This window comes from Buttiauxella sp. AC038 (genome assembly GCF_979253565.1).
The window spans coordinates 3,007,463-3,021,977 of record NZ_CEEDCQ010000001.1; the positions used below are offsets into that span (position 1 = coordinate 3,007,463).

The 14,515-nt window shown below is 45.7% G+C and carries 16 protein-coding genes; 11 read left to right on the forward strand and 5 right to left on the reverse strand.

The window, feature by feature from the left end; genetic code table 11:
- Nucleotides 1–94 precede the first annotated feature (94 nt).
- From infC to AC0IXI_RS14265, 4 genes are all read right to left on the reverse strand, one after another.
- Nucleotides 95–637: a translation initiation factor IF-3 gene (gene infC, locus AC0IXI_RS14250; RefSeq protein ID WP_074392078.1), complete on the reverse strand. Its 543-nt coding sequence runs from the start codon at nucleotides 635–637 to the stop codon at nucleotides 95–97.
- A gap of 4 nt (nucleotides 638–641) precedes the next feature.
- Nucleotides 642–2,570: a threonine--tRNA ligase gene (gene thrS / locus AC0IXI_RS14255; RefSeq protein WP_064518256.1), complete on the reverse strand. Its 1,929-nt coding sequence runs from the start codon at nucleotides 2,568–2,570 to the stop codon at nucleotides 642–644.
- Nucleotides 2,571–3,052: 482 nt separating this feature from the next.
- Nucleotides 3,053–3,304: a YdgH/BhsA/McbA family protein gene (locus AC0IXI_RS14260; RefSeq protein WP_064518279.1), complete on the reverse strand. Its 252-nt coding sequence runs from the start codon at nucleotides 3,302–3,304 to the stop codon at nucleotides 3,053–3,055.
- A 268-nt stretch (nucleotides 3,305–3,572) separates the two neighbouring features.
- Nucleotides 3,573–4,331, reverse strand: coding sequence for a DUF481 domain-containing protein (locus AC0IXI_RS14265; RefSeq protein ID WP_471682640.1), 759 nt, complete (start codon nucleotides 4,329–4,331; stop codon nucleotides 3,573–3,575).
- Between the two features lie 289 nt (nucleotides 4,332–4,620).
- Between AC0IXI_RS14265 and pfkB the strand changes: the two genes are divergently transcribed.
- From pfkB to AC0IXI_RS14305, 8 genes are all read left to right on the forward strand, one after another.
- A complete protein-coding gene (gene pfkB, locus AC0IXI_RS14270) occupies nucleotides 4,621–5,550 on the forward strand; it encodes a 6-phosphofructokinase II (RefSeq protein WP_471682641.1) in 930 nt (309 codons plus the stop codon).
- 98 nt (nucleotides 5,551–5,648) lie between these two features.
- Complete coding sequence (gene ghoS, locus AC0IXI_RS14275) at nucleotides 5,649–5,939, forward strand: type V toxin-antitoxin system endoribonuclease antitoxin GhoS (RefSeq protein WP_134183131.1); 291 nt, start codon at nucleotides 5,649–5,651, stop codon at nucleotides 5,937–5,939.
- 103 nt (nucleotides 5,940–6,042) lie between these two features.
- Nucleotides 6,043–6,903: a fructosamine kinase family protein gene (locus AC0IXI_RS14280; RefSeq protein ID WP_471682642.1), complete on the forward strand. Its 861-nt coding sequence runs from the start codon at nucleotides 6,043–6,045 to the stop codon at nucleotides 6,901–6,903.
- A 379-nt stretch (nucleotides 6,904–7,282) separates the two neighbouring features.
- On the forward strand, nucleotides 7,283–7,750 hold the full coding sequence (locus tag AC0IXI_RS14285) for a DeoR family transcriptional regulator (RefSeq protein WP_471682643.1): 468 nt from the start codon (nucleotides 7,283–7,285) through the stop codon (nucleotides 7,748–7,750).
- A complete protein-coding gene (locus AC0IXI_RS14290) occupies nucleotides 7,666–8,490 on the forward strand; it encodes a ribokinase (RefSeq protein WP_471682644.1) in 825 nt (274 codons plus the stop codon). The genes AC0IXI_RS14285 and AC0IXI_RS14290 overlap by 85 nt, the downstream gene beginning before the upstream one ends.
- A gap of 20 nt (nucleotides 8,491–8,510) precedes the next feature.
- Entirely contained in the window at nucleotides 8,511–9,245 is a 735-nt protein-coding gene (locus AC0IXI_RS14295; RefSeq protein WP_471682645.1) for an outer membrane protein OmpK, read from the forward strand.
- An 18-nt stretch (nucleotides 9,246–9,263) separates the two neighbouring features.
- Nucleotides 9,264–10,226: a nucleoside hydrolase gene (locus AC0IXI_RS14300; protein WP_471682646.1), complete on the forward strand. Its 963-nt coding sequence runs from the start codon at nucleotides 9,264–9,266 to the stop codon at nucleotides 10,224–10,226.
- Between the two features lie 2 nt (nucleotides 10,227–10,228).
- Nucleotides 10,229–11,461: a NupC/NupG family nucleoside CNT transporter gene (locus AC0IXI_RS14305; RefSeq protein WP_064518237.1), complete on the forward strand. Its 1,233-nt coding sequence runs from the start codon at nucleotides 10,229–10,231 to the stop codon at nucleotides 11,459–11,461.
- 43 nt (nucleotides 11,462–11,504) lie between these two features.
- Here the strand turns inward: AC0IXI_RS14305 and AC0IXI_RS14310 are convergent, their stop codons facing one another.
- Nucleotides 11,505–12,041 (reverse strand): YniB family protein, encoded by a 537-nt coding sequence (locus tag AC0IXI_RS14310; protein WP_413498470.1) that lies wholly within the window; start codon nucleotides 12,039–12,041, stop codon nucleotides 11,505–11,507.
- Nucleotides 12,042–12,208: 167 nt separating this feature from the next.
- Here AC0IXI_RS14310 and hxpB point away from each other — a divergent pair, with 167 nt between their 5' ends.
- From hxpB to AC0IXI_RS14325, 3 genes are all read left to right on the forward strand, one after another.
- A complete protein-coding gene (hxpB, locus tag AC0IXI_RS14315; protein ID WP_422568790.1) occupies nucleotides 12,209–12,877 on the forward strand; it encodes a hexitol phosphatase HxpB in 669 nt (222 codons plus the stop codon).
- A gap of 156 nt (nucleotides 12,878–13,033) precedes the next feature.
- The gene (gene kduD, locus AC0IXI_RS14320) at nucleotides 13,034–13,795 is read left to right on the forward strand and encodes a 2-dehydro-3-deoxy-D-gluconate 5-dehydrogenase KduD (protein WP_422568791.1); all 762 of its coding nucleotides are present in this window, start codon (nucleotides 13,034–13,036) and stop codon (nucleotides 13,793–13,795) included.
- 113 nt (nucleotides 13,796–13,908) lie between these two features.
- Nucleotides 13,909–14,499: a metal-dependent hydrolase gene (locus AC0IXI_RS14325; RefSeq protein ID WP_064518229.1), complete on the forward strand. Its 591-nt coding sequence runs from the start codon at nucleotides 13,909–13,911 to the stop codon at nucleotides 14,497–14,499.
- The last annotated feature ends 16 nt before the right edge of the window (nucleotides 14,500–14,515 follow it).

Below are 14,515 nucleotides of genomic sequence, written 5' to 3' on the forward strand. Positions count from 1 at the left end.
AATAACTTTCCACTTCGCATTGTTAATAAAACGAACCAGAAGGCGAACAAAACTCACGAGGCCGAAACCTCGCGAGAACTGTTACTTGATGGCCTTACTGTTTCTTCTTCGGAGCGAGCACCATGATCATCTGGCGGCCTTCGATCTTCGATGGGAAGGATTCGACGACTGCCAGTTCACTCAGATCGTCACGGACGCGGTTAAGCACTTCCATACCAATCTGTTGGTGAGCCATTTCACGACCGCGGAAACGCAGTGTGATTTTAGCTTTATCACCCTCTTCCAGAAAGCGAACCAGGCTGCGGAGTTTTACCTGATAGTCGCCATCATCGGTACCAGGTCGGAATTTGATTTCCTTGACCTGAATAACTTTTTGCTTTTTCTTCTGTTCCTTAGAAGATTTGCTTTTTTCGTAGAGGAATTTGCCGTAATCCATAATGCGACAAACAGGCGGTTCAGCATTAGGACTGATTTCAACTAAATCAACCCCAGCCTCCTCGGCTTTTTCTAAAGCTTCATTCAGACTGACAATACCAATAGGTTCGCCGTCTAAGCCTGTCAGACGAACTTCTGTGGCACGAATTTCTCTGTTTATGCGATTAGGACGCGCCGGTTGAACTCTTTTTCCGCCTTTAATAACTCTATTCCTCTAGTTGATTAAGATTGCGACTGCGAATTTCATTCTGCAGTTTTTCAATCAATTCGTTTACGTCCATGCTCCCCAAATCTTTGCCACGACGGGTACGAACGGCAACTTTGCCTGCTTCGACCTCTTTATCGCCACAAACTAACATGTAAGGGACACGACGCAACGTGTGTTCACGGATTTTAAAGCCAATCTTCTCATTTCTCAAGTCTGCTTTTACACGAATGCCTGCATTTTGCAGTTTACGGGTCAATTCTTCGACGTAATCAGACTGTCCATCAGTGATATTCATGACCACTGCTTGTACCGGCGCAAGCCAGGTTGGGAAGAAGCCCGCAAATTCTTCGGTAAGGATACCAATGAAACGTTCCATTGACCCGAGAATTGCACGGTGAATCATTACCGGAACCAGACGTTCGTTACTTTCGCCGATATAAGACGCGTTCAGGCGTGATGGTAAAGAGAAGTCCAGCTGTACAGTGCCGCACTGCCATGCACGATCCAGGCAGTCATACAGGGTAAATTCAATTTTAGGGCCATAGAATGCACCCTCACCCGGTTGATAATCAAACGGTATATTATTTTCTTGCAGCGCTACGGCCAAATCCGCCTCTGCACGATCCCACATTTCGTCGGTACCGATGCGTTTTTCCGGGCGGGTAGACAGCTTCACAACGATTTTTTCAAAACCGAAGGTGCTGTACATGTCATAGACCATGCGGATACAGCTGTTCACTTCATCGCGAACCTGCTCTTCGGTACAGAATACGTGAGCATCGTCCTGAGTAAAACCACGAACGCGCATCAGGCCATGCAACGCGCCTGACGGCTCGTTACGGTGACAGCTACCAAACTCAGCCATACGTAATGGCAGGTCGCGGTAAGACTTCAGACCCTGGTTAAAGATCTGCACGTGACCTGGGCAGTTCATTGGCTTGATGCAGTATTCACGGTTCTCGGAAGAAGTAGTAAACATCGCATCTTTATAGTTGTCCCAGTGGCCGGTTTTTTCCCACAGCACACGGTCCATCATGAACGGGCCTTTCACTTCCTGATACTGATACTCTTTGAGTTTGGAGCGTACAAACACCTCCAACTCACGGAAGATAGTCCAGCCGTCATTATGCCAGAACACCATACCTGGCGCCTCTTCCTGCATATGATACAGGTCGAGTTGCTTACCAATTTTACGGTGGTCACGTTTAGAGGCTTCTTCCAGGCGTTGCAGATATGCATTCAGTTGCTTTTTATCTGCCCACGCGGTGCCATAAATACGTTGCAGCATTTTGTTGCTGCTGTCGCCACGCCAGTATGCACCAGATGTTTTCTGCAGTTTGAAATGATGGCAGAAACGCATATTCGGTACGTGCGGACCACGGCACATATCAACGTATTCTTCATGATGATACAGACCTGGCTTATCATCATGGCTGATGTTTTCATCAAGAATCGCAACCTTGTAGCTTTCGCCACGGTTGACGAAAGTTTCGCGGGCTTCGTGCCAGCTCACTTTCTTCTTGATGACATCGTAATCTTTCTCAGCCAGCTCGTGCATACGCTTCTCGAGCAGCTCAAGATCTTCCTGCGTCAGCGTGTGGTCAATGTCAACGTCGTAGTAAAAACCGTTATCAATAACCGGGCCAATCGCCATTTTGGTGTGCGGCCACAGTTGTTTGATGGCATGACCCAGTAAGTGGGCGCATGAGTGGCGGAGAATCTCCAGGCCAGCTTCATCTTTAACGGTGATAATCGCGAGTTTAGCATCGTGCTCAATAACATCAGATGCATCAACCAGTTCGCCATCAACACGGCCAGCGATACACGCTTTGGCAAGGCCAGGACCGATGTCCAGGGCTACATCCAGCGGGCTAACAGCATGGTCGTAATGGCGTTGGCTGCCATCAGGAAGAGTAATAACAGGCATTATAAGTCCTTATTCGCAGTGGTGACCCATACGCAAGATCACATGCAACATGTATTTTACTTTGGTTTCAACCGGTTGTGTCGTCATCTCGCCCACAATTGCAAGGCCGACTCCACAATTTATGCGTGAGTGCGAAGTTCACAGCTTCACGACGGTTGAGAATACTATCACTTTAAGGAGGGTATGTCGCGTTTTGCAGTCCAGAATCATCTTGACACCGGTAATAATAACTGACTGTTTTATCCCCATTTTTTCACGCAACTATCAGTGAAAATACGTTTGTATTCTCGAAAAAGATACAAATGAAACTAATAAGATTTTCTAAACATTGCGCTGACCAATAATTACATTATCGGTTTATAAGATTAGGAAAATAAAAAACCGGGCATCTTGCTCCGGTTTTTTATTTCATACGAATTTGAAAAAAGAGCGATCAATTAGCAAGTTCGTATAAATGAATACTAAACATCACTGGTTAGTTATTAATACCACTCGCCAGCAACCAAGGTATGGACATCAAAAGCATCATCCATTGAACGGCCAGTTGACTGAGCGCCCGGCTGGATATTTGAACCAGCTTCAATATCAGTGGCATGCCATGTATTAGATGGTGCTGTCTGCGTGGTGGCTGTAGTGCTTGTTAAAGTGGTGGTAGTTGCAGGTTGAGCTGCAAATGCGCCAAATGAAATCACAGAAAGTACGACTGCTGCAGCGGTATATTTAATTGTTTTCATATTCATTATTCTCTTATTTAGTGGACCAGCAGGCATATTGCCTTACACCAAATAAGAGTAGATCCAGATCACACTTTTTCCCAGTCAATTTATTTGTCAAAGAGTTTCAAAGATACTGAATATATGTCGAAGTGATAGATTGTGGAGAGATTATGAAGGAAAAGTAGGCATATTTGATTTTATTTAAAACAAAACCATGGACCAAAATAATATTAGCACATAGTGATAAAATAAAACATTAAAGCCGGGTATTACCCGGCTTTGCCAATTACATCTTATAACCAAGAGTAACTGCGGTACGTCTATCTGTATGCTCTGGAGCTGAATCAGGTGGATTTGAGTTCCAGGTAACGTTGTAGCCAACCCGCAAACCAAAGTGCTCATTGATTGCAACTTCAAGAGCAGTTTCAGAGTTTACCGTCGCATCCTGACTACCCAGCACAGAAACACCCTGGATAAATTTGGCGTTATCGGTCAGTTGCCAGTTATAGATACCTGACGCATAACCCAGCGGTTGGGTCTTATGCCCACCATCTGTGTACTCGTCATAACGCACGCCAGGACCAAATTCCACACGCAGACTGTGTACCGGGCCACTGAGGAACTGACGACCATAACCTGCGGTCAGCACATCACGCGACTGATATCCGTTGTAGCGGTCTGTTAACCAGCTTGCCTGACCAAATAGATAATCGCTATCAGTCATGTTGTAACGGCTACGACCACCAGCAGCATAAGTCTCAGAAGAGCGCTCATCGTTAGAAGACGTGTTGTTTGCATTACCCCAAAGTGACCACGCGGTAGAGGTGTCGTACCAGGTCATGTTGGTGTCCGCAGTCAACGAAGAGCTTGTGGTGTTACCTGATTGCGCAAGATAACCCGCATTCAGGTTACCTTCGAACGGTTTCTTAGCGGTAGATGGGTCATCCATGACAGTGAAAACCGAATTATCTGCAATTGCAAAGTGACTCAATAGCGCACTTCCGGTCAGCAAAATTGCAGCCGGTACTGTCTTAACTAAATTCATTTAATCGTCCGTACAACATAAAAAGAAACCATCAAGGTTCCGGAATCTCTTCTGTGGATCAAATAATTATGAGCCAAGAAAGGTTACAAATTATAAAAAAGCCCGAATAACATAGCAATGAATTCTTCTTTCATTTTTTGAATAAGAGAGCTCTTAAAACATCTTTATTTTCATAAACATAGTGTTCTATTGCTTTTTACAAATCATTTGATAAATCATTGTGTTAATTGACATTCTTTGGGCTAAAACAGTGCTACGCTTTATCCCAACGCTAAATTAAGGAGGATATATGGCTCGGATTTATACATTGACACTTGCTCCCTCACTCGATAGTGCAACATTAACCGCACAAATTTACCCGGAGGGAAAACTCCGTTGCACCGCTCCAGTGTTTGAACCTGGCGGTGGCGGCATTAACGTTGCACGTGCGATTGTGCATTTGGGAGGCCAGGCAACAGCCATATTTCCTTCCGGTGGCGCGACCGGGGAACACCTTTGCGCCCTCCTGCTTGATGAACATGTCGCTATTGATACTGTTAATGCATGCGACTGGACTCGACAAAACTTACATGTTCATGCGGAATCAACTGGCGAACAGTATCGTTTTGTGATGCCAGGAGCCGCACTCACCGATGATGAATTCCGTTTGCTCGAAGAAAAAATATTGTCCATTGAACCCGAAGCCATTCTGGTTATTAGTGGCAGTCTCCCACCAGGTATTAACGTTTCTAAACTTTGCGCATTAGTAAAAGCAGCTCAAAAAGCAGGAATCCGCTGCATCGTGGATAGCTCTGGCGAAGCCTTAAAAGCAACCCTTGAAATCGGCAATATTGAGTTGGTTAAACCAAACCAAAAAGAACTCAGTGCATTAGTAAACCGTGATCTCACTCAGCCTGACGATGTGCGCCAAGCTGCACAAGAGATTGTCGACAGTGGCAAAGCGAAACGCGTGGTGGTTTCTCTTGGTCCACAAGGTGCTCTTGGTGTTGATGCCAGCGGTTGTGTGCAAGTTGTTCCACCGCCAGTCAAAAGCCAAAGTACGGTTGGCGCAGGCGATAGCATGGTCGGAGCAATGACATTGAAACTGGCGGAAGGCGCACCTTTATTAGATATGGTTCGTTTCGGTGTCGCCGCGGGTAGTGCTGCCACCCTAAATCATGGCACTCGTTTGTGCTCACGGGAAAATACGCAAAAAATCTACAATTACTTGCGTAGTTAGCGACTAACTCCTGAATGGTGGCTTGTCGTTTCGCCAAAAGTCGCCATTTCATATAGATCAACTATGCTAAAACCTTCGGGATAACAATGAGGTGAATAATGAGTAGCGGAGACATCGTGCGCTATGTTGTCACATTTAAGTTCCAGGAAAATAATCTCACGGATCTTAACGAGCTCAATAACCAACTGACACGCGGCGGTTTTTTGCTCACTATGTCAGATGACGAAGGGAAAATTCACGAGTTAGGTATCAATACTTTTGGGTTAATAAGCACATCAAGCCAGACAGAAGTTGAAGAGTTATCCCGTGGCCTTGGCCAGTTAGCACTGGGTATCGAACCCGAAGTGTCAGTAACAACATGGGAAAACTGGCTACAAGAAAGTAAATAACCTTGTTTTAAATATCATGACCGGGGATGTGCGTCAGTTCGAAGTTTGACCTGGTTAACAGCGGTAAGCTAATGATCTACCAGAAAACCTGGGGAGAAGCATCATGTGGCAAGCTATTAGTCGTCTGTTAAGTGAACAACTCGGCACTGCTGAAATTGAACAACGCACGGAATTACCCGGCGGAGAAATACATGCCGCATGGCGAATTCACTATGCCGGTCATGAGATCTTTGTCAAAAGCGATGCGCGTGAAATGTTACCCATCTTCACTGCTGAAGCCGACCAGCTTGAGTTACTTTCGCGCAGCAATACGGTACGCGTACCTAAAGTCTGGGCGGTTGGCAGCGATCGCGATTACAGCTTCCTGCTGCTCGAATACATGCCATCAAAACCGCTGGATGCGCATAACGCCTTTTTGCTGGGGCAACAGCTGGCACGGTTGCATCTATGGAGCGAGCAACCGCAATTTGGCCTCGATTTTGATAATGATCTTTCCACTACCCCTCAACCCAATGCCTGGCAACGACGCTGGTCAACATTTTTTGCGGAGCAACGCATTGGCTGGCAGTTAGAACTCGCAGCTGAAAAAGGGATCCAATTTGGTGATATCGATCTTATCGTCGATTTTGTACACCAAACACTTGCCTCCCACCAGCCGCAGCCATCATTGCTACATGGTGATTTGTGGTCAGGAAATTGCGCAATGGGGCCTGATGGTCCATTTATTTACGACCCGGCGTGTTACTGGGGAGATCGTGAATGCGACCTGGCAATGTTGCCATTGCATCCTGATCAACCACCGCAAATCTATGACGGTTACCAGTCGATATCCCCTCTTCCCACTGATTTCTTCCTACGCCAACCGGTCTATCAACTCTATACCCTATTTAACCGGGCGATTCTTTTTGGCGGCCAGCATTTAGTGGCCGCACAAAAAGCATTAGATAGAGTTCTGGCGGCGTAAATCCAATCCTCCAATGCGGGTAGACTCATCTCCCCGCATTGCCTGCTCTCCAAAACATTTCCCTATCAAAAAGCATTCTATTATTTGAATCAATAATTAACCGATATTTATAAAAATGAATCAATACATTAATTTAATCATGAATCGGACATAATGTCCGATTGTTCATTTTTTATGTGATTTCCTCCACAGTCAATCATTTAGATTTTTATATACTATGGATATACACCAAACAATAAAAAGCAGAGGATACCAATATAAACCAACCCGCCTGAATCAATAACTTTTTAATGTTATTAAAAACACGCCATTACGATCTCGCACGTATTTTATGCGGGGGTTATTCACCAGACACCAATAGCTATTGAGGTTCTTCATTATGTTCGGACCCTATAATCAACAGCGCCAGAAATATATCCTTTCAGAAATAAAGAAGAATCAATCCGTAAAAATTAAAGAGCTTGTAAAAATACTAAACGTTACAGAAAGGACAATACGCCGGGATATTAAGGAGCTGGAATTAACGGGAATGATTCGACCGCGTTATGGTGGTGCTGTTCTACTCAGCACTAAAGAATCCGCTCTTTATAAAAATAACCAACCTTATCTACATACAAATATGAAAATTAACTCATTTGATATGACTGTACTTTCCCCTGAAAATACGGGAAAAGTATTTGTTTTAGGTTCATTCAATACGGATCTGGTATACCGCTTGCAAAATTTTCCTTGCTCTGGTGAAACCACCCGAGCCCTGTATTCATGTTGCTTACCTGGGGGAAAGGAAGTAACCAGGCTATTGCAGCCTGTATGGCGGGCGCACGAACAGATTTTGTCGCAAAGGTAGGTAACGATGATTTTGCCGCTAAAGCACAACAATTCCTTAACAATTTAGGCTTCGAAGCATTAACTCTTTTTACCCAACCCGAGACTCCTACCGGAAGTGCTGTTGTCATGGTGTCCGAAGAGGCGGGTGATAACGCCATTATCATTAACCCTGGTGCAAATCAGACCTTTACCGCAGATGAAATCATCAGTTGCTACGGTGCTATCAAGAAATCCAATGTTTTCCTAACTCAAATGGAAAATAACCCAGATGCAACCGCACTAGCCCTAAAATTTGCCCACTCTTGTGGAATAACGACCATTTTTAACCCGGCCCCGTGGCGCGAGGAAGTGCGCGACATGCTGCCATGGGTAAGCATTGCAACACCTAATTTGACCGAAGCCGAATCCATCACAGCCACCTCTATTCGGACAAATGAAGAGATCCTCCGTGCTGCGGAAGCTATCCACCAAATGGGGCCGCAAATTGTCATTATCACGCTTGGGAGCAAAGGTTGCTGGTTCTACGATGGCAAACAACATCGTCAAGTTCCAGCCTACCCTGCAGTCAACATTGATACTGCTGGCGCAGGAGATGCCTTTAATGGCGCGCTAGCCGCTCAGCTTGCTTGTGGCCTTAGCCTTTCAACCGCACTCAACTACGCCACTGCATTTGCCTCTTTAGCCGTTGAACGAGAGGGTGCTGCGAATATGCCTGAGCATCACTTCGTCATTGAGAAAATAAAAAACTCAGTGAGCTAATTATTTTTAAGGGAATTAAAATGACACGGATCATAATTAGTTTGATTTTGTTAGCAACTTCATTTCTTGTACAGTCCGAACAAAAATATGGATGGGGGAATATCCATTTTGACTATCAATCCTGGGACTCAGGCGTTAAAGATCTTGAATATGAGCAGGCTTTAATTGGTATTGAAGGCGGTATGGGTTTCGATTGGGGAGAGATGTATGGTTTTTATGATTATGAAAACATCTTAGACAAAGAAGGTAATCAGGGGCAGACCGCCAATGGTGAAATCCATACTTATTTATGGAGCAGCGGCGTAAGTCTATTTGCTAAAGTGTATAATTCGCAAAGTCCCGACTTTAAAGAAACCAACCAATTTATTGGGTTAGGTTATACCGATATAAAAGGTGATGGCTGGTGGTTTAAACCATGGATAGCACGGCAATATATTACCGCCCATAATAATTTTGGCCCCGCGCATGATGTTAACGGTCTAAATGGCTTCAGTATCGGCTGGAATGCAGGTTATGCCTTCACTCTATTCAACCAGGATTTATTGCTTACCAACTGGAATGAAATAGAACTAGACCGCAACGATGATTACACAGCCAATAACTCTGGTCGTGAAGGTTTAAATGGCGGTTTAAATATCACATGGAAACTAACCAACCATATTTCAACAACATTTATGTATCGCTATTTTTATAACAAGTTGGGGGCGTATGGTTACGGAGATATTTTAATTTATCGTCTCGCTTATGACTTTTAACTTACGGAATCTATTCATATGAAAATCTCACTATGGCCGGAACTCACGCCGGTACAACGCGCAGCACTGATGTCCATTCCGTCCGACGGCGTGATTCCTGTCGTGATGGATAGCGATACTTATAATGAAATTGACGATCAGATAGCCATCGCCTGGGCTTACCTGCATCCGGAACGTATAGACCTTCAAGCCATTTATGCCGCCCCTTTTACCAACCATTTTTTTGGTGAGGGCAATTCTCACACCTATGTTGATAATCCTGCCGTAGGAATGGAATTGAGTTTTGACGAAATTCACCGGGTATTTGAAAAACTTCCACACCGGCAGCCACTCCCGGCAATATTTAAAGGTTCTACGCGGTACCTGACCAAGAGTGATGAAATAGAAATATCACCAGCCGTAGAAGATTTAATTACTCGCGCACGCACCGCGACACAGACGCTTCAGGTTCTCTGTATTGGTGCGCCAACTAATGTTGCCAATGCGCTACTTACTGCCCCTGATATTATCCATAAAATCCATGTTATTTGGCTTGGCGGCAACAGTTATGACTGGAAAAATAACCAAGAATTTAATCTGATGCAGGATGTTTTCGCCAGCCGCATTCTGTTTGATAGCGGTGCCGCACTTACGCAAATCCCCTGCTTTGGCGTAGCCAACTGTATGGCAACCTCAGTACCAGAATTACAATTTTATCTTTCGAATACCAGTCGTTTTGGCAACTACATCGCCGAGATAGCACCACGCTGTCCGTGGATTGGCTTCGCTTCTCGCAAAGTTATTTGGGATATCACCACCGTAGGCTATGTACTGAACCCTGAATGGTTTACCTGCCAGTATCTGGCTGCGCCACTGGTTAATGACAATCTGAACTGGAGTTTTGATAACCGTCGCCACCAGATTCGGGTGGTGAAATTTATCGAACGAGACGATCTGTTTAAAGATCTGTTTCGTAAAATTATTGATGCCGATAAGGAATAAACATGCGCATATTTATTCTTTGCCTATGTATTCTTGTTCTGCTGGCCATCGCACTGCTATTTTCGTCAAATCGCAGAGCAATTAAGTTACGCACAGTCATCGGTGCTTTTACTATTCAGGCATCCGTGGCGGCATTCATACTTTATGTTCCCGCTGGCGAGAGAATCTTACTTTCCATCTCTAACAGCCTTTCTGGAGTGCTAACTTATTCATCTGAGGGGATTAATTTTCTTTTTGGTGATTTAGGCCGCTTTAAAATGGGCTTCCTGTTCGCGTTTCACGTTTTGCCGATCATTATCTTTATGTCAGCACTCTTCTCCGTGCTCTATTACCTCGGCATTATGCAATGGGTGATCCGTATTATCGGTACCGCCATTCATAAGTTGTTAAAAACCAGTCCCGCAGAATCCATGGCGGCTACTGCTAATATTTTTGCCGGTAACACCGATGTATTCGTGCTAATGCGCCCCTACGCCCCAAAAATGACACGCTCAGAACTTTTTGCTTTGATGTGTGGCGGCGTTGCTTCCATCGCTGGGTCGGTTCTGGTCGGTTACGCCAGTATGGGGATTGAAATGCGTTATCTGGTTGCGGCCTCTTTCATGTCCGCACCCGGCGGGCTATTAATGGCAAAAATTCTCTACCCGGAAACCGAACCTGACAAGGTTGCCGATATTCACATTGAGGATAATGAAAACCATGAAGAAAGGCCGATTAACATCGTTGAAGCAGCAACTAACGGAGCTATATCTGGCCTGAAGTTAGCGGTGAATGTCGGTGCAATGCTACTGGCATTAATTGCATTGATTGCCATGGTCAATGGTCTGCTTGGCTGGGCATTCAATCTTTTTGGCGTCGCTAACATCACGCTACAACTCATATTTAGTTATCTCTTTGCTCCCATTGCATGGCTGTTGGGTGTACCTGGAGCCGAGATGCTGCAAGTTGGGAGTTTGCTGGGACAAAAGCTGGTGCTAAATGAGTTTGTTGCCTACACCAGTTTTATATCACTCAAGTCGGAACTCTCCGAGTACTCGCAAATCATCGTGATTATGGCACTGGCAGGATTCGCTAATCTGTCCGCACCCGCGGCACTGATTGGCGTACTGGGTGGTATTGTTCCCGCACAGAAAAGTTTTATCGCTCAAATGGGTGCAAAAGTCATTCTGGCAGGCACTCTATCCAATCTGATGAGTGCAGCTTTAACCGGGTTGTTTTACTTAATCGCCCACTGAAGCAAAACATTAACCGCTCTCCATCTCCAGGAGAGCGGTCTTATTAGATGAAACCCAGTAATGAAAAGAAGAAGTAGCCGATGACGATAATGATGATGGGTAAAACATAGAGCGGGAAAATTTGCAGGAAAATCGTGTGTCGTGGAACGACAATTTTTGCATCGATCTGCGCTTTCGTTAACCCTTCGGTGCCTTTTGCTTGTTCCAGAATCAACTGATCTTGCACACCTTCACGCAAAAACTTCGCCTGGCGGCTCATACGTGCCCCAGATGCCTGTAATGCGAGGCCAACAAATATCAGTGCGTAGATGACCCAGAACAGTATGTTTGCCTGCTGGTGGAACTCCGGTTGAGGCGAGTTGTACCAGAAGAAATTTAAAAATGGCGTATTGAAACGCATCATCTCAATCATGACATGAGCAAAATCCAGCATCACGGCATTAATGCCTGCCTGTTTTTCGCTGTGTGCATCCATAAACTTCAAAATCGAAATCAGTGTAGAAATTACCGCCGGGATAAAAATTACCCAGCCAGCCACACGTTTGAGTACGGCAATGCGTCCAGCTTGTTGATACGTCATTCGTTCCCCTTGGTTAAGACGCAACTTGTACGCACAAAGTCTACCTTGTCCGGTGTGATTTCGCCTGAGCTTTACGGGCGAATTTCACAAAGCAGTGGCATCCTCGGGTAATTCCAGCTATTGATTAGAGATCTTATCTTTAATACATAAATGACAGGAGTCGATAAATGGCTGTTACTCGCCAAATTGTAGCTGCAATTTTTGATATGGACGGTTTGTTGATTGATTCAGAACCGTTATGGGATGAAGCAGAGCTGGAGGTTATGGCAAGCATAGGCGTAGATATTTCCCGCCGTTGCGAACTACCCGATACGCTCGGCTTGCGTATCGATCTAGTCGTCGACCTGTGGTTCTCACACCAACCGTGGAATGGTCCAACGCGTGAAGAAGTGACCAACCGTGTCATTACCCGAGCCATCTCCTTAGTTGAAGAAAAACGCCCTCTCTTGCCAGGTGTGCGTAAAGCCGTTGCATTGTGCAAAGCACAGGGGCTGAAAGTAGGTTTAGCTTCTGCATCACCTCTGCATATGCTTGAACGCGTTCTGGAAATGTTTGATCTGCGTGACCAGTTTGATGCCATCGCCTCAGCTGAACACCTTTCTTACAGCAAACCGCACCCTCAGGTTTACCTGGATGCCGCAGCAAAATTAGGTGTCGATCCCCTTACCTGTGTGACACTTGAAGATTCCGTAAATGGAATGATTGCCACCAAAGCTGCACGGATGCGTTCAATCGTGGTTCCCGCCGAAGAAAACCATGATGATGTGCGCTGGTGTCTTGCCAACGTTAAACTCTCGTCACTGGTTGAATTACGCGCTGAACACCTGCTTGGCTAATCTTTTATAAGGTGCGGGACTCCCCGCATCTTTCTCGAAATCATACCTCCGTCAAAATTATTGAAACACTATTTCATATTAATTTGAATTTCCCCCATCCCGTATCTATTCTTGATTTACACGCGCATATGCGCTTTTCCGGATACCGGGGTAACTATGATTCTCGATGCTTTTAATCTGCAGGGTAAAGTCGCTATCGTCACAGGTTGTGACACTGGATTGGGTCAGGGAATGGCGATCGGCCTTGCTGAGGCTGGTTGTGACATCGTTAGTGTGAACCGCAAAATTCCGCACGAAACCGCGCAAAAAGTGGAAGCGCTGGGGCGACGTTTTCTCGCCATCCAGGCAGATTTAAGTCAGCACGAGGTCATTCCGGGCATCATCGAACAAGCTGTGGCGGGAATGGGAAAAATAGACATTCTGGTCAATAACGCGGGCACCATTCGCCGCGAAGACGCCCTTGAGTTTAGCGAGAAAAACTGGGACGACGTGATGAACCTGAATATTAAATCAGTGTTCTTTCTCTCTCAGGCGGTAGCAAAACAATTCATCAGGCAAGGTGGTGGCGGGAAAATTATTAATATCGCCTCAATGTTGTCATTCCAGGGCGGTATACGGGTTCCCTCTTATACGGCATCAAAAAGCGCGGTGCTCGGTGTCACGCGACTGCTGGCAAACGAATGGGCACAACACAATATTAATGTGAATGCCATTGCACCGGGATATATGGCTACTAACAATACTCAACAACTGCGTGAGGACGAAGTGCGCAGCCAGGAAATACTCGGCCGTATTCCAGCGGGCCGATGGGGTGTACCTGCGGATCTACAAGGCCCAATAGTTTTTCTCGCGTCAAGCGCGTCCGATTACGTCAACGGATATACCATTGCAGTCGACGGTGGCTGGCTAGCCCGGTAAATCCGCTATCGCCGGGTAACCGGCGGTAGCAAAATGTTACGCCGTCACCTCTTCCGTCTACTGTATAAAATCCCTATACTGTATGAATCGACAGTTTTCATCCAGGTAGTATCATGACGGCGGAAGGCCATCTTCTTTTTTCAATTGCCTGCGCAGTTTTCGCAAAAAACGCCGAACTCACGCCTGTGCTTGCTCAAGGAGACTGGTGGCATATTGTGCCGTCAGCCATTCTGACCTGCTTATTACCAGATATCGACCATCCAAAGTCGTTTCTGGGCCAGCGCCTGCCGTGGATTTCCAAACCTATCGCCCGTGCCTGCGGTCATAGGGGCTTTACACACAGTTTGTTTGCGGTGTTTGCAAGCCTTGCACTGTTCTATCTTAAAGTCCCTGAAACCTGGGTTATTCCCGCCGATGCGCTACAAGGCATGGTGTTGGGTTATTTGAGCCATATTCTGGCAGATATGCTTACGCCTGCTGGAGTTCCACTGCTGTGGCCATGCCGTCTGCGATTTCGCTTTCCGATTGTCAGACCGCAAAAAGGCAACCAACTTGAACGCGTTTTGTGTATGGCGCTGTTTGGTCTGGCTGTGTGGATGCCGCAAAGTTTGCCCGATAACAGTGCGGTACGTTGGTCATCACAGGTGATAATTTCAATGCAAATGACCTTCAACAGCCTTTTAAATCACCATTCAGCACAATAATTAGACGAAACTAATC